Below are 19,657 nucleotides of genomic sequence, written 5' to 3' on the forward strand. Positions count from 1 at the left end.
CTTGTAAAACCGGCCTTCTTTAGCACCGGTCATCCGATATGTATATAGTAGGAGAAATGTATGAAAAAAATATGAACAAACTATTTCCGGGTGATGAAATAAAAACTAACAATTGTGAAACGGGAAAACATCCGGGTAAAATGGTGCTATTATAAGAAAAAGCTTCAAGATAAGCGGAGGATACAATGAAGATATTAATGATAGAAGACAATATAAGCGTATGCACCATGACGGAAATGTTCTTTTTTAAAGAAGGATTTGAAGCCGAATTTGTCCATGACGGAGTGGAAGGCTATCAGCGGTTTACGGAGGAGGACTGGGATTTGGTCATTCTGGACATTATGCTTCCATCCATGGACGGAGTGACGATCTGCCGGAAAATAAGAGAGACGAGCAGTGTGCCGATTATTATGCTGACCGCAAAGGACACTGAGTCCGATCAGGTAATCGGGTTTGAAATGGGGGCCGACGATTATGTCACTAAGCCGTTCAGCCCGCTGACGCTTGTGGCGCGGATTAAAGCGGTGATCAGAAGATACCGGGCGACGGGGCAGGCCGTAAAAAGCGACGACTTGATCGAAACGGCATGCTTTTCAATTAATAAGAAGACGCGGGAAGTGTTTCTTCACGGAAAATCCGTCGAGAATCTGACGCCGAAGGAATTTGATCTGCTCTTTTATCTCGTACAGAACCCACGCCAGGTCTTCTCAAGAGAACAGCTGCTTGAGCAGGTGTGGGGCTATCAATTTTACGGTGATGAACGTACTGTTGATGTTCATATTAAACGGCTGCGTAAAAAACTGTCCAGTGACGAAAAACCGTTTTTGTACACTGTGTGGGGGGTAGGATACAAATTTGATGAGGATTAAATACTTATATCAGCTACTGCTGAGCCATGTCAGCATCTTGATTTTGGCCTTTTTCATCATCATTTCCCTGTTTTCGCATTTTGTGAAAGATTTTGCGTATCAAAACAAAGTGGATGAGCTGTCATCCTATGCCCAACAGATCACAAGTGAGCTGAACGGCCGCGATCTTGATCTGCGCCGTTTGTATCCCTATCAGGACATGTTAAAAACGCGCGAGACCCGGTTTATTATTTTTGATGAACATCAGCGGCCTTACTTTTTTCCTGATGATATGCCGCCGCGTGAGAAGCTCAAAAATAAAGAGTGGCACATGCTGAAGCAAGGCAAAACCGTTCAGATCAGAGCGGAGATGAACCGTTTTAATACGGAAGGCTTAGAAGTCTCGCTTGTCGCAAAGCCGCTTTTTATCAACGATCAATTTAAAGGCGCGGTGCTGCTCGTGTCTCCCGTCAGAGGGGTCGAGCAGATGATCAGCCAGGTCAACCGTTATATGTTTTACGCGATCATCAGCACCCTTATCATCACGATACTGTTAAGCTGGCTTCTATCTAAATTACACGTCAAACGGATTCAGACATTGCGGGATGCGACCGGAAAAGTGGCGTCCGGTGATTACGATATATCGCTTAAGAACAGCGGCGGTGATGAAATCGGCATGCTGGCGTCCGATTTCAATACGATGGCCCATAATCTGAAGCAATCGCGAGAACAGATTGACCGCCTTGAAAAGCGGAGGCGCCAATTTATCGCCGATGTTTCTCATGAACTGAGAACGCCATTGACGACCATTAACGGACTTGTGGAGGGACTCAACAGCAACACCATTCCCGAAAAAGATAAAGAGAAATGCTTCTCTCTGATCAGTGAAGAGACGAAGCGGATGCTCAGGCTCGTGAAGGAAAACTTGGATTATGAAAAAATCAGATCTCAGCAAATCAAGCTGGACAAGCTGAGTCTGCCGCTCATCGAAGTGTTTGAAATTATTAAAGAGCATCTCAATCAGCAAGCGGAGGAAAAACAAAATCGGCTCCGGATTCAAGTGGAGGCCGGCGTCAAAGTGTTCGCCGATTATGACAGGCTGATCCAGATTCTCGTCAACATTACGAAAAACAGCATTCAATTTACGCAAAACGGAGACATTACGCTGCGCGGGTATGAAGGCTATAAGGAAACAATTATTGAAATTGAAGACACCGGAATCGGTATTTCCAAAGAAGAAATTGAGCATATATGGGAGCGGTTTTATAAGGCGGACGTGTCACGAACGAATACGGCATACGGTGAATACGGTCTCGGCCTGTCCATCGTGAAGCAGCTCGTCGAACTGCACAAAGGCACGATAGACATTAACAGCGAAAAGGGACAAGGCACAACCTTTACAATCCGCCTTCCGCTGAATACGAAAAATGAATAATCTTGAAACCGGCAGTCTGTTTGGCTGCCGGCTGTTTTATCTTCCCTTCGAAAAATTGCGCTCTGCCGAAACAAAGTTTGCGTGTTTTTCGGGATGGAAAGACACGGAAACGTGATAAAATAACTGGTAAACAGGTCTTGGATGGGGAGGGTGAAGGAATGAAGAGCGGGTTAATTCCTTCTTCAGCAGTCGGGCAGAAGATTAACGAGTGGTACCGATACATAAGAACATTCAGCGTGCCGGATGCAGAGATCTTGAAGGCCGAGATCAAACAAGAGCTTGACCATATGGAGCCAGATTCGAACTTAGTACTTTATTATTCCCTCATGGAATTTCGCCATCAGCTGATGCTGGACTATTTGGAGCCGCTGGAGAAATTGAAAATAGAAGACCAGCCGACCCTGTCGGAAATTCTCGATAACATAGATAACAGCCAGGCCGGGCTCAAAGGGCTTCTCGATTATTACGTCAACTTTTTCAAAGGCATGTTTGAATTTGATAAAAGAGAATTTATATCAGCGATCACGTATTATAAACAGGCTGAGAAAAAATTGGCCTTCGTATCGGACCACGTGGAGCGCGCGGAGTTTTATTTTAAAGTGGCCGAAGCTTATTATCATATGAAACAAACGTATTTTTCTTTGATACATATAAAAAATGCTTATGAAATTTACGTAGAGCAGGACACATACAACGTCCGGATCATTCAATGCCATTTTGTGTTCGGCGTCAATTTAATGGATGAAAGACGTTTTGAACAGGCGGCCAAACATTTTCAGCACGCTCTGCAAATGGCCGAAAAAGAACAAAAAGCGCAGCTTGTCGGGAGGGCGCTGTATAACCTCGGACTGTGCTACTACAATCAGAACCGCATCGATGAAGCCATACCGTACTTTGAACGGGCAGTTGATACATTTGAATCACAAAGAATCGTCAATTCTCTCCCTCAGGCATATTTTCTAATCACACTCATTTACTTTAAACTCGGAAAAAAAGATAAAGCATCGGAATATCACAAGCGGGGATATGAATATGCTAAAGAAACAGACGATCCCGTTTACACGGTAAAATTCGAATGGCTGCAGGCTCTGTATCAGGCGAAACCGGATGAGGAAAAAATCAGCGCATGTTTCCGTTACCTCGAAGATAAAAATTTATACGCCGATATAGAGGATTTAGCACTAGAAGCAGCTAAATATTACTATGAACAAAATTGCTTTAAAATTTCTTCTGACTATTTTCTGAAAGTCGAAGAGGCAAGGAAACAAATACAAAGGAGTGAGGGTTTGTATGAAATTGAAATCTAAATGGTTTGTTATTTGTTTAGCAGCCGCCGCGATTTTTACAGCTGCAGGTGTAAGCCAGACAGATCAGGCTGAATTCCATGTGGCTGAAAGAGGAATGACGTGAGAAGAAAATAACTGAACAAAGGAAAAGACTGCCTGAGAATGATCGCGGCAGTCTTTTTTGTGTGTCCGGATTTGGGCAGCGGCGGAAAACAAAAAGAAAACGCCGCAGGTCAAAACCCGCAGCGTCTTCATATAGACGGAGTGATGTTTAGTAACCGCCGACGAAGGCAGTACCTACAATTACTAACAGGATAAATAAAACAACGATCAAAGCGAAAGAGCTGATTCCGCCACCTGAGTATCCCATCATTTGCTTCACCTCCATATTGTCTATACCATACAATATGTTTCAGAAGCTGTTCTGTAAGGGATATTAGTGGACAAGAGAAAAAAGAGGCTGTTTCCTATGAGAGTAAGACCCCGGCGAAAAATTCGTCATACAGTGCCCGCACCGCGTGTTTTTCCTGTTCTTCTTTCACTCCGAACATCATACTGACTTCCGATGACCCCTGATTGATCATCTCGATGTTGACGCCGGCTCCCGACAGCGCTTTGGATGCCCTGGCGGTTGTGCCGACATTATGGCGCATCGCTTCCCCGACGACCATAATCAGCGCCAGATTGTGCCTGACAGTGACTTCATCAGCTTGAAGTTCCTGCTTCAGACGGGTGACGAGCTTCTGTTCCAGTTCCGAATCCATCTGATTGTGCCGAAGAATGATCGTGATATCGTCAATGCCGGATGGAACGTGTTCATACGTCAATCCTTCTTCCTCCAAAATATGAAGGGCTTTGCGGCCGAAACCGATTTCCCGGTTCATTAAATATTTGCTTATGTAAATGCTGCAAAAGCCCGTGTCGCTTGCGATGCCGATGACCGGCCCGTTCGTGTTGTCACGGCTGCTGACGACGCGCGTTCCTTTCGCATCGGGATTGTTCGTGTTTTTAATCTGAACAGGGATGCCGGCACGAAATGCGGGAATAAGCGCTTCATCATGAAAAACGGAAAACCCGGCATAGGAGAGCTCACGCATTTCCCGATACGTCAGTTCGTTAATTTCTTTCGGGTGCGGCACGATTGACGGATTGACGGAATAGACGGCGTCCACATCGGTAAAGTTCTCATACAGGTCGGCTTTTAGGCCGTTGGCGAGAATGGAGCCTGTAATATCTGAACCGCTCCGGGAAAACGTCACAATCTCATGCTCCTTCGTATATCCGAAAAATCCCGGAAAAATGATCAATCCTTCGCGGTTTCTCAGACGGTATAAATGATCATAAGACTCAGGAAGCACCTGCGCGCTGCCGGGCTCATTCGTCACAAACAGCCCCGCTTCTTTCGGGTTTACGTATTCCGCTTTCACGCCCTGCCTGCGGAAGTAGGCTGCGATCAGCTTCGCGTTATTGTCTTCGCCGCTCGCTTTCACCGCATCCATATACCGGTCGGGATTGGTTTTGCAGCTGTTTAAGAGAGCGAATAAGTCACGACGGATTCTTTCTATAATAGAGAAATCCAGATCCAGCTCGCGCGCGATGGCGGCGTACCGCTCAATGACCGTTTCGGCAAGCTCGGGCGCTGCTCCTTTTTGCAAATAATGCTCCGCACAGCGGATTAACAGATCCGTCACCTTTGTATCGTTCGAGAAGCGTTTTCCTGGCGCCGATACGACGACGGCTTTCCGCGCGGGATCGGCCGTCACGATTTGAAACACTTTCTCAAGCTGGGCTCCTGACGCTAGGGAGCTGCCTCCGAATTTTACAACTTTCATGATTTACATCCCCTAATGTTTAAATTTTCTCACAAATTTAATTTTTATTATCTCTCTTTCGAACATGTAAATCAAGGATTTTTTCTTCTCGAGGAGTACATTTGTATTTATGGAGAGGAATTCAGCTGCTTTCTGTCAGATTTGCTTCCTCAAAGCGTGTAATCACGTGTGAAAAATGATAAGCCTCCAAATGTAGGTTATAGAAAATCCTGCAAATTATTGATAGACTGATTGTAAGACAATTTAGTGTACGGCCCGCGGATGACCGCTTTTGAAGCAAAACCGTATTGACTGCGCTTGGAAAGATGATAAGATTATAGTTGTCGTTGATAATGATAATCATTACGAGTGGGGATATATGGGAGTTGTTTGGCAATGAGTCATACCGTTTGTGATGGGTTCAGGGAGGCAGCATGAAGCTACGTTACTTACTTTTGTTACTGGCGGTATTGGCGTGTACTTCTATTTTTATCGGGGTAGAAGATTTGTCGCCGCTGGATATTTTTCATTTAAATAAAGAACAGGCAAGTACATTATTTGAAAGCCGGCTGCCGCGTCTGGCGAGCATTATTATTGCCGGCATGAGCCTGAGCATCTGCGGATTAATTATGCAGCAGATCAGCCGGAATAAATTTGTATCGCCGACGACTGCGGGAACGATGGACTGGGCGAGGCTCGGAATTTTGATTTCATTAATGCTTTTTACGTCAGCGAGTCCGCTTGTGAAAATGTCAATCGCTTTTATTTTCGCGTTGGCGGGAAATTTCCTTTTCATGAAAATCCTCGAGAGAATCAAGTTTAATGATGCGATTTTTATTCCTCTCGTCGGTTTAATGCTTGGGAATATCGTCAGCTCAATCGCCACGTTTATCGCATATAAATACGATCTGATCCAAAACCTGTCGTCTTGGCTTCAGGGGGATTTCTCATTGGTCGTTAAAGGCCGCTACGAGCTTTTATACCTGAGTATCCCGCTGGTGATCATCGCTTATGTGTATGCGGATAAGTTTACGGTGGCTGGAATGGGAGAGAGCTTTTCCGTCAATCTCGGCCTGAAATACAAACGCGTCGTCAATATCGGTCTGATCATTGTGTCGCTTATCGCTTCACTTGTGATTTTGACCGTCGGGATGCTGCCGTTTCTCGGTTTGATCATTCCGAATATGGTGTCGATCTACAAAGGGGACAACCTGAGGAGCAGCCTTCCTCACACAGCTCTGTTAGGTGCTGTTTTTGTGCTGTTTTGCGACATTTTGGGAAGGGTGATCATATTCCCGTACGAAATTTCCATCGGCCTGATGGTCGGTGTGATCGGCAGCGGCATCTTCCTGTATATGCTGTTAAGGAGAAAAGCATATGAGTCATAATAAAAAAATTACGCTGCTGGCGGCGCTCGCCATTATATGTATCGGATTCTTTCTGTTCTACGGATTGGGCAATTGGGAATACTCCCTGCCGAGACGATGCTTCAAAGTGCTTGCCATGATGCTCACCGGAGGAGCGATCGCATTTTCAACGGTCATCTTCCAGACGATTACAAATAACCGCATACTGACACCGGGCATTTTAGGCCTCGATTCCCTGTATATGCTCATTCAGACCGTCATCGTGTTCCTGTTCGGTTCAATGAATATCGTCATGATGAACAAAAACCTTAATTTCGTCATCTCCGTCGGGCTGATGGTGCTCTTGTCACTCGTTTTGTATCAGCTCATGTTTAAAGGCGAGGGGCGGAACGTGTTTTTCCTTCTGCTTGTCGGCGTCGTGTTCGGCACGCTGTTCAACAGTCTGTCATCGTTTATGCAGATGCTGATTGATCCGAATGAGTTCCAGGTTGTTCAGGACAAAATGTTTGCCAGCTTTAACAATATCAACACCGATCTTTTAGGATTCGCCGGTGCTGTCTTTCTTCTGACAGGCATTTATGTCTGGCGGTTCACGCGGTTCTTTGACGTGCTGTCGCTCGGCCGGGAACACGCCGTCAACCTTGGGATTGATTACGATAAGCTTGTGAAACAGATGCTCATTGTCGTCGCTATACTTGTGTCCGTCTCTACGGCTCTTGTCGGGCCGATCATGTTTTTAGGGCTGCTTGTCGTCAATCTGGCGAGAGAGTTTTTAAAAACCTACAGGCACACGTATTTAATTGCGGGTTCTGTTCTGATCAGCATTGTTGCGCTTGTCGGAGGCCAGTTCGTCGTGGAGAAAGTGTTCACGTTTTCCACAACGCTGAGCGTCATCATTAATTTTGCCGGCGGGATTTATTTCATCTATTTGCTGTTAAAGGAGAATAAATCATGGTAGAGGTCAAAAATGTAAGCAAACAATACGGCGGGAAAGTCGTCCTTGAGAAAACGTCTCTTTCCATTCAAAAGGGCAGGCTCACCTCGTTTATCGGTCCGAACGGCGCGGGAAAAAGCACGCTGCTGTCTATCATGAGCCGGCTGATTAAGACGGATTCCGGAGAAATCACGGTTGACGGACAAGAGATCGGGTCTTGCAAAAGCAATGATCTGGCGAAAAAAATCAGCATCCTGAAACAGACAAATCAAATCAATATCAGGCTGACGATTAAAGACCTGGTCAGCTTCGGACGATTTCCTTATTCTCAAGGAAAACTGACGGATGAGGATTGGGTGCATATCAACCAGGCACTCAGTTATATGAAGCTTGATGACTTAAAGGATAAATATCTCGATCAGCTCAGCGGAGGACAGTGCCAGAGGGCGTTTATCGCGATGATCATCGCTCAGGATACCGACTATATTTTTCTCGATGAGCCGCTGAACAATTTAGATATGAAGCATTCCGTTGAAATGATGAAGCTGTTGAAGCGGCTTGTGGAAGACTTCGGAAAAACGGTCGTCGTAGTGATTCACGATATCAACTTCGCATCAGTATATTCAGACCATATCGTTGCTTTGAAAAACGGCCGGATCGTCAAAGAAGGGCCGGCGGAGGAGATTATTGAAACCTCTGTGCTTGAAGAGATTTATGATATGACCATCCCGATTCAAGAGATTGACAGTCAGCGGATCGGTGTGTATTTTTCTTAAAAACCAGATGAGGTGAAAGTCATGAAAAAATTCGCATTGCTTTTCATTGCGCTCGTTACGATTTTTGTTGTTTCTGCATGCGGAAACGGAAACGGGGACAAAACATCAGGCAAATCAAAAGAAACAATCACGATTAAGGATGACCTGAACAAAGAAGGAGTCAAAGTGCCGAAGAATCCGAAGAAAGTCGTCGTATTCAACTTCGGAATGCTGGATACGATGGATGAACTCGGTTTACAGGATCATGTCGCGGGACTTCCGAAACAAAGCATTCCAAAATACTTATCTTCATACAAAAGTGATAAATACGCCAATACAGGCGGTTTAAAAGAACCGGATTTCGAAAAAGTCGCGGATATTGATCCGGATTTAATCATTATCGCTCACAGACAATCTGATTCTTACAAAGAGTTCTCAAAAATCGCGCCGACGATTTATCTTGATGATGACTATACAAACTACGTTGCCAGATTCAAGCATAACACCGAAGTGATCGGCAAAATTTTCAACAAAGAAAATGAAGTGAAAGATAAGCTTGCGAAAATTGACAAATCCATTGCTGATCTGAAGAAAAAGACAAGCAGCACGGATAAAAACGGTTTAGTGGTGATGGCGAACGACGGGAAAATCAGCGCGTTCGGATCTAAATCAAGATACGGCTTCATTCATGATGTGTTCGGCGTCAAACCGGCTGACAAAAACATCGAAGCATCACTGCACGGACAAAGCATTTCCTATGAATATATCGCCAAAACAAACCCTGATTACTTGTTTGTCGTTGACCGCGGAACAGCGATCGGCTCAAAATCTTCAACAAAACAAGTGGTTGAAAATGATTATGTGAAATCGGTGAAAGCCGTGAAAAACAACCATGTTGTATACCTTGACTCAGCTACATGGTACTTATCAGGAGGCGGCCTGGAATCCATGGCGCAAATGGTGAAAGAAGTAAAAAACGGAATTGAGAAGTAAAAAAGAACCCGGTCACACAAGTGATCGGGTTCTTTTTCGTTTAGCGCGTGACGGCCTGCTGCTGCTCGGGCTGACGCGGTTTTTTCTTCAAAGTAAAAGATAGCAGGAATCCGGCCAGCGCGATGCAGGCAGCTACGACAAATGCCGCATTCATGCCGTGCAGGGCGGCGTTTGCCGGAGACGACGCATTTGCGTGCGCGGCCTGGCTGCTCATAACGGAAACAAGCAGCGCCGTACCGATAGAACCGCCGACTTGGCGGACGGTATTGTTCATGGCTGTTCCGTGCGGGATTAAGTGGCGCGGCAGGGCGTTGATTCCCGCTGTCGTCACCGGCATCATAATCATGGCTGTTCCTAAAAGCCGCGCGGTGTAAACGACGACAATCCAAATGAGAGAAGTCGAGTCTGTCAGATTCATAAACGGCAGGGACGTGAGCAGGATAATGAAGAATCCGGTCATCGCAAGGCCCTTTCCGCCGATTTTATCAAAAATCCGGCCGATAAACGGAGACATCATTCCCATCACAATTGCGCCCGGCAAAAGCATTAATCCGGTATCAAACGCGGATACGCCGCGGACCTTTTGCGTGTAGAGCGGAAGAATGGTTTCCGTACCGATCAGCAGCGCGAAAACAAGCGTGCCGAGCAGGGTGGTCAGGCTGAAAATCCCGAAGGAAAACACGCGGAATTCCAGCATCGGTTTTTTGAGCTTGATCTGTCTTGCGATAAAGAAAATCAGCGCGACCGCTCCGACAAGCAGCGAGGTCAGCACTTCAGTACTGGTCCATCCTGATGAGCCGGCGCTTGAGAAACCGTAAAGCAGACCGCCGAATCCGAGTGTCGATAAGATCACGGATAAAATATCAATCTGTGTTTTTCGTAATGTCGTGACGTTTTTCATCAGAATAATTGCTAAAAGCAAATCGATGACTGCGATCGGAAAGATAATATAAAACAAAGACCGCCAAGAGAATGCTTCGACCGCCCATCCGGAAAGCGTCGGGCCGATCGCCGGCGCGAACGAAATAACCAAGCCGACCATTCCCATCGCGCGGCCGCGTTTTTCCATTGGGAAAATCGTGAGAAATACCGTCTGCATGAGCGGCAGCATAATTCCGGCACCGGCCGCCTGGATAATCCGGGCCGTTAATAATACCGGAAAGTTCGGGGCGAATGCGCCGACAATGGTGCCCGCTGTGAAAATACTCATGGCGGAAATCAAGAGGGTGCGGCTGGTGAATTTCTCTATTAAAAATGCGGAAATCGGAATCAAAATCCCGTTTGTCAGCATAAACGACGTTGTCAGCCATTGCGCTTTGTTGGCGTCTATATTGAAGTCATTCATAATATGAGGCAGCGCCGTGATAAGCAGTGTCTGGTTCAAAATGGCGACGAACGCTCCCGCCAAAAGAATCCCGACAATGACAGAGCGGTTGTATGGTGCAGTTTCAATACTCTTATTCAAGCTGATTCCTTCTTTCTTTATAGTTTGAGCAATGTTTTAACGGCTGCAAGCGGCTGGTGCAGCGGTCCGGCCTGTTCCAAATAACCGATGAGCGCTTTTAAGAGGAAATCCCGCGGCTGTTTGTCCGCTGATTCTTTCTCCAGCATGGATGCCGCGGAGGCGAGCCCTGCGGCATCGTATTTTTCCTCCGGAAGAGCTGAGACGGCTTCTTTCAGCTCTTTCAGGCTTTCAGCCAGCAATACGGTTTTGCCTTTCGGCTCAAATGAGGAAGCGGAGGCGATATAAAGGTCAATCATCTCCTGAGGCAAAGCGGTTTCGGTTTTCCTGTTTTCAACGATGAGATTGAGGTGGCGGATGATAAACTCCGTGAGCGGCTCCAGGGCGAGCGGTTCTTTTTCCAGCTTAATCAGCGTGATGCATTCTCTCAAAAGCCCCTGAAGGACAATAACCAGCTCCCATACATAAGGAATGATCTCTTCGCCGTACGTCTGAATCAGTGAATCTCGATGCCAGCAGATAAAGATGGAGCGGGCCCTGTGAATATGCCGTTTTACCCGTTCATTAATAGAGGAAGGGCTTCCGTACATCAGCATGTTAAAGAACTGCTGATTGCGCCTGAAACCCTCAAGCTCAGCCATCAGTTTTTTGGCAAACCGTTCTTCAGGGGACAGGCTTGTTTCTTCATTTAATAATGAGGCAGCCGCTACCATCTGTTTCAGGTTAAAATCAAGCAGCTCCAAGAGCAGATCTTCCTTTGATTCAAACAGCTTATATAAAGATGCTTTGGAGACTTTGCACTCCTCGGCAATCGCCTGCATCGAAACCGACGAAAAACTTTTCTCAGAAAAAAGCTTTCTTGCCGCCAGCAGAATATCCGTTTTCTTATCATTCATAAGCCCAGATTCCTTCTTTCGTCACAATAGAAAACCCATCGGTTCACAGAAAACCAATGAATATATGATGAAAATATTAACAAAAATTTTTACACAGTGTCAACGCTTTTGTTTGCGAAAAAGAAAAAGCCTGCCGGAGTGTTTCCGGCAGGCTGATGCGCTTATTTATCCGTCTTAAACCCTTGTTTTTCAAGCATTTCACGAATGTGAGGATAATAAAGCTGTTTATAGTAGGAGGTGATGCCTTGTGACCAGTTTCTTGTTTCCTGTCCGCCGGTGCGGTTTTGCATGTATTCGGACATCTGCTTGTCATAGGCCTCAATATGTGTTCTTAAACCTTCCTCTTGATACGTTTCATGATGAAGAACGGCTGCTTGCGGCAGACGCGGTTTTTTCGCGGAGCGGTCTGCCGGATGGCCGATGACGAGACCGGAAACCGGGAAAACGTATTTCGGAAGTTTCAGCAATTCAATCAGTTCATCCGGCTTGCCGCGCACGGCGCCGATCGGCACAGTGCCGAGTCCCATTGATTCAGCCGCAGCTGTTGCCGTACCGAGCGCAATCCCGACATCAACGGCTCCGACAAGAACGGACTCTAAACCGTTCGTTACCTCAAGCGGTGTATCATTATATTCTTCAAGCGCAATTTTGGCACGGTTAAAATCAGTGCAGAATAATAAGAAAACCGGCGCTTGGTCAATCCACGGCTGGCCGCCAGCCAATTCGGATATTTTTTTCTTTCGTTCTTTATCCTTCACCGCAATAACGGTAAATTGCTGGCCGTTAATGGAGGTCGGCGCTGCTTGAGCCGCTTGGATGATAAGATCCAGCTGTTCATCTGATACGGGCTCATCGGTGTAGCTCCGGATGGAACGGTGGTCTGTTAATATTTGAAGGACTTCGTTCATGTCATTCATCCTTTCGTTACTCTGATAGCTCTGTGCGTACGACATCAAGCGGCGCACTCAGCAGGTCTTTGGCTTTTGCCACGAATCCTTGGAAATGGTCAGTGGCGTTGTGGGATTTCATCGCTTCTTCATCTTTCCATTGCTCAAGCATGACGAAAGTATTTTCCTCACCGATCTTTTCGAAAAGGTCGTATTGCACATTTCCTTCTTCCGCGCGTGAATGCTGAACAAGTGATTGCGCTTCTCCTAAAAATTCCTCGCGTTTATCCGCTTTTACTTTCATGTAGGCCTGTAAAACGATCATTGTTATTCCTCCTGATTGGGTTTATTTGTTATAGTTCGAATATTATCGAACTAACTGTAACATGTATCGCCGCGCAAGGTAAAGAAAAAACCCTTACGGCCTAAATTGTCACCCGCCGCTTATATGTGTTACATTTGACTCATGAACATTCCAAACCATCCTGAAACCGCCCGCTTACAGCTGACAAAGGTTCTTCATGCTCTGAGTGATCCGCTCCGTTTAGAGCTGGTCAAACAGTTGGCGGAAACAACAGAAAAAACGTGCAGCACATGTGCTGATGTCCGGGTCGCCAAATCAACGCTGTCCCATCACTTCAAAGTGCTGCGGGAGGCGGGGGTCGCCCAAGTGCGCATAGACGGAAAGCACCGTTATTATTCCCTGCGCAAAGATGATTTACAAGAGGCGTTTCCCGGCCTGCTGGAGGCGATTTTACAGACAGAGCCGGACCGCTGGTAACTAAATCCCCGAATTCCGGGGGTTTTTTTATGCGCCGAAAACCGCCCGGTACAGCCTTGTAACGCCTTCTTGAATCTCTTTCTCCTTCAGACGGGCGAATCCCAGGATGAGCTGAGGTTTGTTTGATTCGCCGCCCGCTTTCAGGCGGAACCGGCTCATCGCAAACAGGTCGAGCTGTTCCGCATCCGCCCGTGCCAATATCTCTTTTTCTGAACGGGGGCAGTCAAACTCAATGACAAAATGAAGGCCCGCATTGGCGCCCTTTACATTGATTCTTTCTCCGAATGTTTCTTCCAGGGCCGAAATGAGACGCTCACGCATGTTCTTATAATGCTGCTTCATCTTCTTAATATGTTTCTGATATTCACCTGAATCGATAAATTCTTTAAGCGCCAGCTGGCCAAGCGTGCTGCACGTATGCAGGTCATACGTTCTTTCTTTGAACGCCCGCAAAAGTCCGGGCGGCAGAACCATGTAGCTGATGCGCAGGCCGGGGAAAAGGGATTTTGAAAAGGTCCCCATGTAGATGACGTTTTGAAACCGGTCAAGGCTTTGAAGCGCCGGTATCGTGTCGGCGTCATATTTAAATTCACTGTCATAGTCATCTTCTATAATGAAGCGGCCGTCCTGTTCGGCGGCCCAGTTTAAAAGCTGAATCCGCCGGGAAGCGGGCATGATCACACCTGAGGGAAATTGATGGGACGGCGTGGTGATCAATACACAGGGCCGCTGCTTTTCGATTTCGGCCATAGACATGCCTTTTTCATCAAGGCTGACCGTCGCCGTCTTTTTCCCGAGGTTTTGCAGCAGCCGGTACATCCTCATATATCCCGGGTTCTCCATGGCGTACAGCGCGTCTTTTGGCAGCAGTTCCGTCAGCAGCTGCATCAGCATTTGCGTACCCGCCCCGAGCACGATTTGCTCCGGCCGGCATGTGACGCCCCTTGTCAGAGAAATAAGCCTTGAGATTGTTTCCCGGACTTCATATAAGCCTTGCGGATGGACGAGTTCACCAAGCGTATGAAATGAACGGGCGGCTGCTTTCTGCTCACAGCGAAACCAGCTTTTCAGGGGGAAATGAGCCGTATCCACGCTCATATGTGAAAACGAAATCCAGCCGCTTTTGTCCGGTTCCCGTTCTCTCAAATCGTCAGGCAATAAGAGCGACGGCGCTTCTTCGTGATAAAACGTATCAATTTCCTCAACGAAAAAGCCTTTTCTTTCGACTGCATATAAATAACCTTCCGAAAGCAGCTGCTGATAAGCCGAATTCACTGAATTCACGCTGACCTTCAGCGTCTCGGCAAGCTCCCGTTTAGACGGCACCTTTGTGTGAGGCATCAGGCTGCGCTTCAAAACGGCCGCTTTTACGTGCTGGTAGATCTGCTGATAGATATAATCCGCCGTTTCCGAATGATCAATGGAAATTGTCAGCATACAGACCCTGACCCCTTTCTGATACCATGGATAAATTGATTTTGGTACTTTTCATCATACCAAAAAGAAGTCAGAATGATAAGAAAACAATGCAGGGGGATGAAATCTATGAGTCAAACAGTATCATCTGAAGTGACAACTGCCCAGTGGCAGCAAAAACGGGATCAATTTGTTTCCAATGGGGTCGGCAACGGAAACCGCAGTATGGCGGTAAAAGGCGAAGGGGCGCTTTTATACGATTTGGACGGCAGACGATTCATTGATTTTGCCGGAGCGATCGGAACGCTGAATGTCGGCCATTCCCATCCGAAGGTGGTGGAGGCCGTGAAGAAACAGGCGGAGGCTCTCATTCACCCGGGATTTAACGTCATGATGTATCCGTCTTATATTGAGCTGGCCGAAAAACTCTGCGCCATTGCGCCGGGAGATCATGCGAAAAAAGCGATTTTTCTCAACTCCGGAGCGGAAGCGGTGGAAAACGCCGTGAAAATCGCCAGAAAATATACGAAGCGCCAGGCTGTCGTCTCATTCACAAGAGGGTTTCACGGCCGCACGAACATGACGATGAGCATGACGAGCAAGGTAAAGCCTTATAAATTCGGATTCGGCCCGTTTGCCTCAGAGGTGTATCAGGCGCCGTTTCCTTACTATTATCAAAAGCCGGCCGGCATGAGCAATGAGCAGTATGACGACTTTATCATCAGCGCTTTTGATGATTTCTTTATCGCCGCAGTTGCGCCGGAAACCGTGGCCTGTGTCGTCATGGAACCGGTTCAGGGAGAAGGCGGTTTTATCATTCCTTCAAAACGTTTCGTGCAGCACGTCGCCGCTTTTTGTAAAAAACACGGCATCGTTTTTGTGGCGGATGAGATTCAGACCGGGTTTGCCAGAACGGGAACGTATTTTGCGATCGAGCATTTCGGAGCCGTTCCTGATTTGATTACCGTATCTAAATCACTCGCGGCCGGATTGCCGCTGAGCGGCGTCATCGGCCGGGCGGAAATGCTTGATGCCGCCGCGCCGGGGGAACTTGGCGGCACATATGCGGGAAGCCCTCTCGGCTGTGCGGCTGCGCTTGCCGTCTTGGACATTATTGAAGAAGAAGGGCTTAATCAGCGCTCCGAGGAGATCGGCCGCATCATTGAGCATCAGGCGCTCGAATGGAAAAAAGAGCATGCCTGTATCGGAGAAGTGCGCAGACTCGGCGCGATGGCGGCCATCGAAATTGTCAAAGATCCGGACACGCGAGAACCGGACAAAGCAAAAGCCGCGGCTGTCGCAAAAGCGGCGAATGAGAATGGGCTGCTGCTATTGACGGCAGGCATTAACGGCAACATTATCAGATTTCTGACGCCGCTTGTCGTGACGGATGAACAGCTCAAAGAAGGCCTTTCCATTATCGAAGCCGCTTTGTGAGTTCAATTATTGGAATGCCGGCGGATGGGTCTGCTATCATGAGAGTGTGAGATACATCAATAAGCATTCAATGGTTTTACTATAGCAGAGAAAGGAATGTTCAATATGCCAGAACAATTAACAGTTTACAACCCGGCAACGGGAGAGGCGATCGAAAGCATCCCTCAGCAGACGGCCGAAGATGTTGAAAAAGCGATTGAACGTTCACACAAAGCGTTTCAATCATGGTCCAAAACATCAGCGGGAGAACGTGCTTCCCTTTTGAAAAAATGGTATGAGCTGATTGTTGAAAATAAAGAAGAACTTGCGGAATTAATTACGAAGGAAAACGGTAAACCGTATGAAGAAGCGGTCGGAGAAGTTTTATACGGCGCCGGCTATATTGAATGGTTTGCCGAAGAAGCAAAACGGATTTACGGCAGAACCGTACCTGCGCCGACTACGGGCAAACGGATTGTCGTCACCCGTCAGGCGGTCGGCCCGGTAGCGGCGATCACGCCGTGGAATTTCCCGAATGCGATGATCACCCGAAAAGCCGCGCCGGCTTTGGCGGCAGGCTGTACATTCATCATCAAGCCGGCGGAAGATACGCCGCTTTCCGCTTACGCCCTTGCGCGTCTCGCATTTGAAGCGGGAATTCCGGAGGACGTGCTGCAAGTGGTGATCGGTGACGGAGCCGAAATCGGAAACGTCTTTACCAGCAGTCCGAAAATCCGCAAAATTACTTTCACCGGCTCAACGCCTGTCGGCAAAATCCTGATGAAAAACAGTGCCGACACCGTCAAACATATGTCGATGGAGCTTGGCGGACATGCGCCGCTGATCGTGGATGAAGACGCTGATCTTGATCTGGCGGTAGCCCAAACAATGGCCTCTAAATTCAGAAATGCCGGCCAAACCTGCGTCTGTGCGAACCGCCTGATCGTTCACGAATCCGTGAAAGACGAGTTTGCGAAAAAACTGAGTGAAGAAGCTGCGAAACTCAAAGTCGGAAACGGTCTTGAAAAAGGCGTAAACGTTGGTCCCGTCATCAACAAAAAAGGCTTCGATAAAATCGTCGGCCAAATTAATGACGCCGTGGAAAAAGGCGCGAAAGTGCTGACGGGCGGAACGTATGACCAAAACGATGAAAAAGGATGCTATTTCGTTACGCCGACCGTGCTGTCAAATGTAGACACATCCATGAACATCATGCATGAAGAAACATTCGGTCCGGTTGCGCCGATCGTTACGTTCTCAGATATCGATGAAGCGATCAAGCTTGCGAACGATACGCCGTTCGGGCTTGCGGCTTATTTCTTCACAGAAAACTACCGCCGCGGCATCTATATTTCTGAACAGCTTGAATACGGCATCATCGGCTGGAACGACGGCGGTCCGTCCGCGGTTCAAGCGCCGTTCGGCGGAATGAAAGAAAGCGGCATCGGCCGAGAAGGCGGTACGGAAGGCATTGAGCCGTATCTCGAAACCAAATACATGTCAATCGGACTTTAATAGCTGAAAGAGAGCCCCTGCTTCTAAGCGGGGGCTTTTTTAATTGAGCAGTCTGCCGGTGAAATCGCCGGCAGGCTTTTTTGATCTCATGGGAATAATCGGTTCGATTCCAGACAAAATAACAGCAAATACGATTGAAAGAAGGTCGCCATCATGGATATATTACTGGCTCTTCTCCCGGCTTTGTTCTGGGGGAGCATCGTGTTATTTAACGTCAAATTAGGCGGCGGGCCTTACAGTCAGACACTGGGAACGACAATCGGGGCGCTCATCGTTTCGTTTGTGTTATATCTGTTTGTCCACCCGGTGCTGTCTGTGCGGATCTTTATTGTCGGCATCGTATCGGGGCTGTTTTGGTCGCTCGGCCAAAGCAATCAGCTGAAAAGCATACAGCTGATGGGCGTTTCGAAAACCATGCCGATTTCGACGGGAATGCAGCTCGTCTCGACTTCTTTATTCGGCGTGATCGTATTCAAGGAATGGTCAACTCCTATCGCGATTACACTGGGTATTCTCGCCCTTATTTTTATCATCGTCGGTATTGTGCTCACATCTTTAGAAGATAAAAAGGGGCGGGCGGACGGAGAACCGGGAAACTTAAAAAAAGGCATTGTCATCCTGCTTATTTCCACGCTCGGTTATTTGGTATATGTCGTCGTGGCCCGGCTGTTCGGAGTATCCGGCTGGTCAGCGCTTCTGCCGCAGGCGATCGGGATGGTAATTGGCGGGCTGCTGCTGACGTACAAGCACAAACCGTTTAATAAGTACGCCCTCAGGAACATTCTGCCGGGAATCATCTGGGCGCTCGGGAATATGTTTCTGTTCATCTCACAGCCGCGCGTCGGTGTCGCGACAAGCTTTTCTCTGTCTCAAATGGGAATCGTCATCAGCACGCTCGGCGGAATCTTCATTCTCCGTGAGAGCAAAACGAAGCGTCAGCTGGTCGCCATTGCGATCGGGATTATCCTGATCATCGTGGCCGCGGTATTCTTAGGCGTTGCGAAATCAAATTCATAACAAATGCAGGAGGTTTGAACATGTACACGGATCTAAAAGGAAAAGTCGTTGCCATTACAGGAGCATCATCAGGATTAGGAAGAGCGATGGCGATCCGCTTCGGGCAGGAGCAGGCGAAAGTCGTGATTAACTACTACAGTAATGAAAAAGAGGCTCAAACCGTAAAAGAAGAAGTTCAAAAAGCGGGCGGCGAAGCGGTCATTATTCAAGGTGACGTTACAAAAGAAGAGGATGTCAAAAACATTGTGCAGACCGCGGTCAAGGAATTCGGCACATTAGATATCATGATCAACAACGCCGGCATGGAAAATCCGGTCGAGTCGCATAAAATGCCGCTAAAAGACTGGAACAAAGTCATCAACACCAACCTGACCGGCGCTTTTCTGGGATGCCGCGAAGCCATTAAATATTACGTAGAGAATGATATTCAAGGAAACGTCATTAACATGTCGAGCGTACATGAAATGATTCCGTGGCCGCTGTTTGTCCACTATGCGGCAAGTAAAGGCGGCATTAAATTAATGACGGAAACATTGGCGCTTGAGTACGCGCCGAAGCGCATCCGTGTTAACAATATCGGGCCGGGCGCCATCAATACGCCGATCAATGCGGAAAAGTTTGCGGATCCCGTTCAGAAAAAAGATGTGGAAAGCATGATTCCGATGGGGTATATCGGTGAGCCGGAAGAAATCGCGGCTGTCGCCGTCTGGCTTGCTTCAAAGGAATCAAGCTACGTGACCGGCATTACGCTGTTTGCTGACGGCGGAATGACACAATATCCGTCATTCCAGGCAGGCCGCGGATAAGAAAAAAAGCGATCGCAGCTCTTATGAGCCGG

The 19,657-nt window shown here is 47.5% G+C and carries 20 protein-coding genes; 13 read left to right on the plus strand and 7 right to left on the minus strand.

What is annotated here, in order from left to right:
* Positions 1 to 185: 185 nt before the first annotated feature.
* From ACW5MY_RS01930 to phrC, 4 genes are all read left to right on the plus strand, one after another.
* Positions 186 to 869 carry a response regulator transcription factor gene (locus ACW5MY_RS01930; RefSeq protein WP_013351002.1) on the plus strand — a complete coding sequence of 228 codons (684 nt, stop codon included), beginning with the start codon at positions 186 to 188 and terminating at the stop codon, positions 867 to 869.
* A complete protein-coding gene (locus ACW5MY_RS01935) occupies positions 856 to 2,283 on the plus strand; it encodes a sensor histidine kinase (RefSeq protein ID WP_161988189.1) in 1,428 nt (475 codons plus the stop codon). Before ACW5MY_RS01930 ends, ACW5MY_RS01935 begins: the two co-directional genes overlap by 14 nt.
* Positions 2,284 to 2,441: 158 nt before the next feature.
* Positions 2,442 to 3,590 (plus strand): response regulator aspartate phosphatase, encoded by a 1,149-nt coding sequence (locus tag ACW5MY_RS01940; protein ID WP_013351004.1) that lies wholly within the window; start codon positions 2,442 to 2,444, stop codon positions 3,588 to 3,590.
* A complete protein-coding gene (gene phrC / locus ACW5MY_RS01945; protein WP_013351005.1) occupies positions 3,574 to 3,693 on the plus strand; it encodes a phosphatase RapC inhibitor PhrC in 120 nt (39 codons plus the stop codon). The genes ACW5MY_RS01940 and phrC overlap by 17 nt, the downstream gene beginning before the upstream one ends.
* A 147-nt stretch (positions 3,694 to 3,840) precedes the next feature.
* Here phrC and ACW5MY_RS01950 read toward each other — a convergent pair whose 3' ends face one another.
* Both ACW5MY_RS01950 and ACW5MY_RS01955 read right to left on the minus strand, forming a co-directional pair.
* Positions 3,841 to 3,942: a YjcZ family sporulation protein gene (locus ACW5MY_RS01950; protein WP_013351006.1), complete on the minus strand. Its 102-nt coding sequence runs from the start codon at positions 3,940 to 3,942 to the stop codon at positions 3,841 to 3,843.
* A 94-nt stretch (positions 3,943 to 4,036) separates the two neighbouring features.
* Entirely contained in the window at positions 4,037 to 5,401 is a 1,365-nt protein-coding gene (locus ACW5MY_RS01955; protein WP_014469748.1) for an aspartate kinase, read from the minus strand.
* Between the two features lie 413 nt (positions 5,402 to 5,814).
* Here ACW5MY_RS01955 and ACW5MY_RS01960 point away from each other — a divergent pair, with 413 nt between their 5' ends.
* Genes ACW5MY_RS01960 through ACW5MY_RS01975 form a run of 4 tightly spaced genes read left to right on the plus strand, consistent with a single transcriptional unit; the run spans position 5,815 to position 9,429 of the window.
* The gene (locus tag ACW5MY_RS01960) at positions 5,815 to 6,768 is read left to right on the plus strand and encodes an ABC transporter permease (protein WP_013351008.1); all 954 of its coding nucleotides are present in this window, start codon (positions 5,815 to 5,817) and stop codon (positions 6,766 to 6,768) included.
* The gene (locus ACW5MY_RS01965) at positions 6,758 to 7,705 is read left to right on the plus strand and encodes an iron chelate uptake ABC transporter family permease subunit (RefSeq protein ID WP_003156331.1); all 948 of its coding nucleotides are present in this window, start codon (positions 6,758 to 6,760) and stop codon (positions 7,703 to 7,705) included. The genes ACW5MY_RS01960 and ACW5MY_RS01965 overlap by 11 nt, the downstream gene beginning before the upstream one ends.
* Positions 7,699 to 8,457, plus strand: a complete 759-nt coding sequence (locus tag ACW5MY_RS01970; RefSeq protein ID WP_013351009.1) for an iron ABC transporter ATP-binding protein — start codon at positions 7,699 to 7,701, stop codon at positions 8,455 to 8,457. The genes ACW5MY_RS01965 and ACW5MY_RS01970 overlap by 7 nt, the downstream gene beginning before the upstream one ends.
* A 21-nt stretch (positions 8,458 to 8,478) precedes the next feature.
* A complete protein-coding gene (locus tag ACW5MY_RS01975) occupies positions 8,479 to 9,429 on the plus strand; it encodes a siderophore ABC transporter substrate-binding protein (RefSeq protein WP_289394138.1) in 951 nt (316 codons plus the stop codon).
* A gap of 40 nt (positions 9,430 to 9,469) precedes the next feature.
* Here the strand turns inward: ACW5MY_RS01975 and ACW5MY_RS01980 are convergent, their stop codons facing one another.
* The 4 genes from ACW5MY_RS01980 to ACW5MY_RS01995 form a co-directional block, all read right to left on the minus strand.
* Positions 9,470 to 10,894, minus strand: coding sequence for an MDR family MFS transporter (locus ACW5MY_RS01980; RefSeq protein WP_014469749.1), 1,425 nt, complete (start codon positions 10,892 to 10,894; stop codon positions 9,470 to 9,472).
* Between the two features lie 17 nt (positions 10,895 to 10,911).
* Entirely contained in the window at positions 10,912 to 11,787 is an 876-nt protein-coding gene (locus ACW5MY_RS01985) for a TetR/AcrR family transcriptional regulator (protein ID WP_462061660.1), read from the minus strand.
* 161 nt (positions 11,788 to 11,948) lie between these two features.
* Complete coding sequence (locus tag ACW5MY_RS01990) at positions 11,949 to 12,695, minus strand: NADPH-dependent oxidoreductase (protein WP_289394140.1); 747 nt, start codon at positions 12,693 to 12,695, stop codon at positions 11,949 to 11,951.
* Positions 12,696 to 12,711: 16 nt separating this feature from the next.
* Complete coding sequence (locus tag ACW5MY_RS01995; RefSeq protein ID WP_013351014.1) at positions 12,712 to 12,999, minus strand: putative quinol monooxygenase; 288 nt, start codon at positions 12,997 to 12,999, stop codon at positions 12,712 to 12,714.
* 141 nt (positions 13,000 to 13,140) lie between these two features.
* Between ACW5MY_RS01995 and ACW5MY_RS02000 the strand changes: the two genes are divergently transcribed.
* Positions 13,141 to 13,455 (plus strand): ArsR/SmtB family transcription factor, encoded by a 315-nt coding sequence (locus ACW5MY_RS02000; protein WP_013351015.1) that lies wholly within the window; start codon positions 13,141 to 13,143, stop codon positions 13,453 to 13,455.
* Between the two features lie 27 nt (positions 13,456 to 13,482).
* Here ACW5MY_RS02000 and gabR read toward each other — a convergent pair whose 3' ends face one another.
* Positions 13,483 to 14,892 carry a MocR-like transcriptional regulator GabR gene (gene gabR, locus ACW5MY_RS02005; RefSeq protein ID WP_013351016.1) on the minus strand — a complete coding sequence of 470 codons (1,410 nt, stop codon included), beginning with the start codon at positions 14,890 to 14,892 and terminating at the stop codon, positions 13,483 to 13,485.
* Between the two features lie 108 nt (positions 14,893 to 15,000).
* Between gabR and gabT the strand changes: the two genes are divergently transcribed.
* The 4 genes from gabT to gdh all read left to right on the plus strand — a co-directional run bounded on the left by gabT (position 15,001) and on the right by gdh (position 19,625).
* Positions 15,001 to 16,308 carry a 4-aminobutyrate--2-oxoglutarate transaminase gene (gene gabT / locus ACW5MY_RS02010; RefSeq protein ID WP_013351017.1) on the plus strand — a complete coding sequence of 436 codons (1,308 nt, stop codon included), beginning with the start codon at positions 15,001 to 15,003 and terminating at the stop codon, positions 16,306 to 16,308.
* A gap of 105 nt (positions 16,309 to 16,413) precedes the next feature.
* Positions 16,414 to 17,802: a succinate-semialdehyde dehydrogenase gene (gene gabD / locus ACW5MY_RS02015; RefSeq protein WP_013351018.1), complete on the plus strand. Its 1,389-nt coding sequence runs from the start codon at positions 16,414 to 16,416 to the stop codon at positions 17,800 to 17,802.
* A 153-nt stretch (positions 17,803 to 17,955) separates the two neighbouring features.
* Positions 17,956 to 18,819 (plus strand): RhaT/GlcU family sugar-proton symporter, encoded by an 864-nt coding sequence (locus ACW5MY_RS02020; protein ID WP_013351019.1) that lies wholly within the window; start codon positions 17,956 to 17,958, stop codon positions 18,817 to 18,819.
* A gap of 20 nt (positions 18,820 to 18,839) precedes the next feature.
* On the plus strand, positions 18,840 to 19,625 hold the full coding sequence (gene gdh / locus ACW5MY_RS02025) for a glucose 1-dehydrogenase (protein WP_013351020.1): 786 nt from the start codon (positions 18,840 to 18,842) through the stop codon (positions 19,623 to 19,625).
* The last annotated feature ends 32 nt before the right edge of the window (positions 19,626 to 19,657 follow it).

The sequence above is a fragment of the Bacillus sp. Bwzl_19 genome, assembly GCF_054900515.1.

Bases quoted from the DNA above. Each gene is read 5' to 3' on its own strand.
- ACW5MY_RS01930 (WP_013351002.1), top strand. From the start codon at position 186: ATGAAGATATTAATGATAGAAGACAATATAAGCGTATGCACCATGACG.
- ACW5MY_RS01940 (WP_013351004.1), top strand. From the start codon at position 2,442: ATGAAGAGCGGGTTAATTCCTTCTTCAGCAGTCGGGCAGAAGATTAAC.
- ACW5MY_RS01965 (WP_003156331.1), top strand. From the start codon at position 6,758: ATGAGTCATAATAAAAAAATTACGCTGCTGGCGGCGCTCGCCATTATA.
- ACW5MY_RS01975 (WP_289394138.1), top strand. From the start codon at position 8,479: ATGAAAAAATTCGCATTGCTTTTCATTGCGCTCGTTACGATTTTTGTT.
- gabR (WP_013351016.1), bottom strand. From the start codon at position 14,892: ATGCTGACAATTTCCATTGATCATTCGGAAACGGCGGATTATATCTAT.
- ACW5MY_RS01960 (WP_013351008.1), top strand. From the start codon at position 5,815: ATGAAGCTACGTTACTTACTTTTGTTACTGGCGGTATTGGCGTGTACT.
- ACW5MY_RS01955 (WP_014469748.1), bottom strand. From the start codon at position 5,401: ATGAAAGTTGTAAAATTCGGAGGCAGCTCCCTAGCGTCAGGAGCCCAG.
- gabT (WP_013351017.1), top strand. From the start codon at position 15,001: ATGAGTCAAACAGTATCATCTGAAGTGACAACTGCCCAGTGGCAGCAA.
- ACW5MY_RS01990 (WP_289394140.1), bottom strand. From the start codon at position 12,695: ATGAACGAAGTCCTTCAAATATTAACAGACCACCGTTCCATCCGGAGC.
- ACW5MY_RS01995 (WP_013351014.1), bottom strand. From the start codon at position 12,999: ATGATCGTTTTACAGGCCTACATGAAAGTAAAAGCGGATAAACGCGAG.
- ACW5MY_RS01970 (WP_013351009.1), top strand. From the start codon at position 7,699: ATGGTAGAGGTCAAAAATGTAAGCAAACAATACGGCGGGAAAGTCGTC.
- ACW5MY_RS02020 (WP_013351019.1), top strand. From the start codon at position 17,956: ATGGATATATTACTGGCTCTTCTCCCGGCTTTGTTCTGGGGGAGCATC.
- ACW5MY_RS01985 (WP_462061660.1), bottom strand. From the start codon at position 11,787: ATGAATGATAAGAAAACGGATATTCTGCTGGCGGCAAGAAAGCTTTTT.
- gabD (WP_013351018.1), top strand. From the start codon at position 16,414: ATGCCAGAACAATTAACAGTTTACAACCCGGCAACGGGAGAGGCGATC.
- ACW5MY_RS02000 (WP_013351015.1), top strand. From the start codon at position 13,141: ATGAACATTCCAAACCATCCTGAAACCGCCCGCTTACAGCTGACAAAG.
- ACW5MY_RS01950 (WP_013351006.1), bottom strand. From the start codon at position 3,942: ATGATGGGATACTCAGGTGGCGGAATCAGCTCTTTCGCTTTGATCGTT.
- gdh (WP_013351020.1), top strand. From the start codon at position 18,840: ATGTACACGGATCTAAAAGGAAAAGTCGTTGCCATTACAGGAGCATCA.
- phrC (WP_013351005.1), top strand. From the start codon at position 3,574: ATGAAATTGAAATCTAAATGGTTTGTTATTTGTTTAGCAGCCGCCGCG.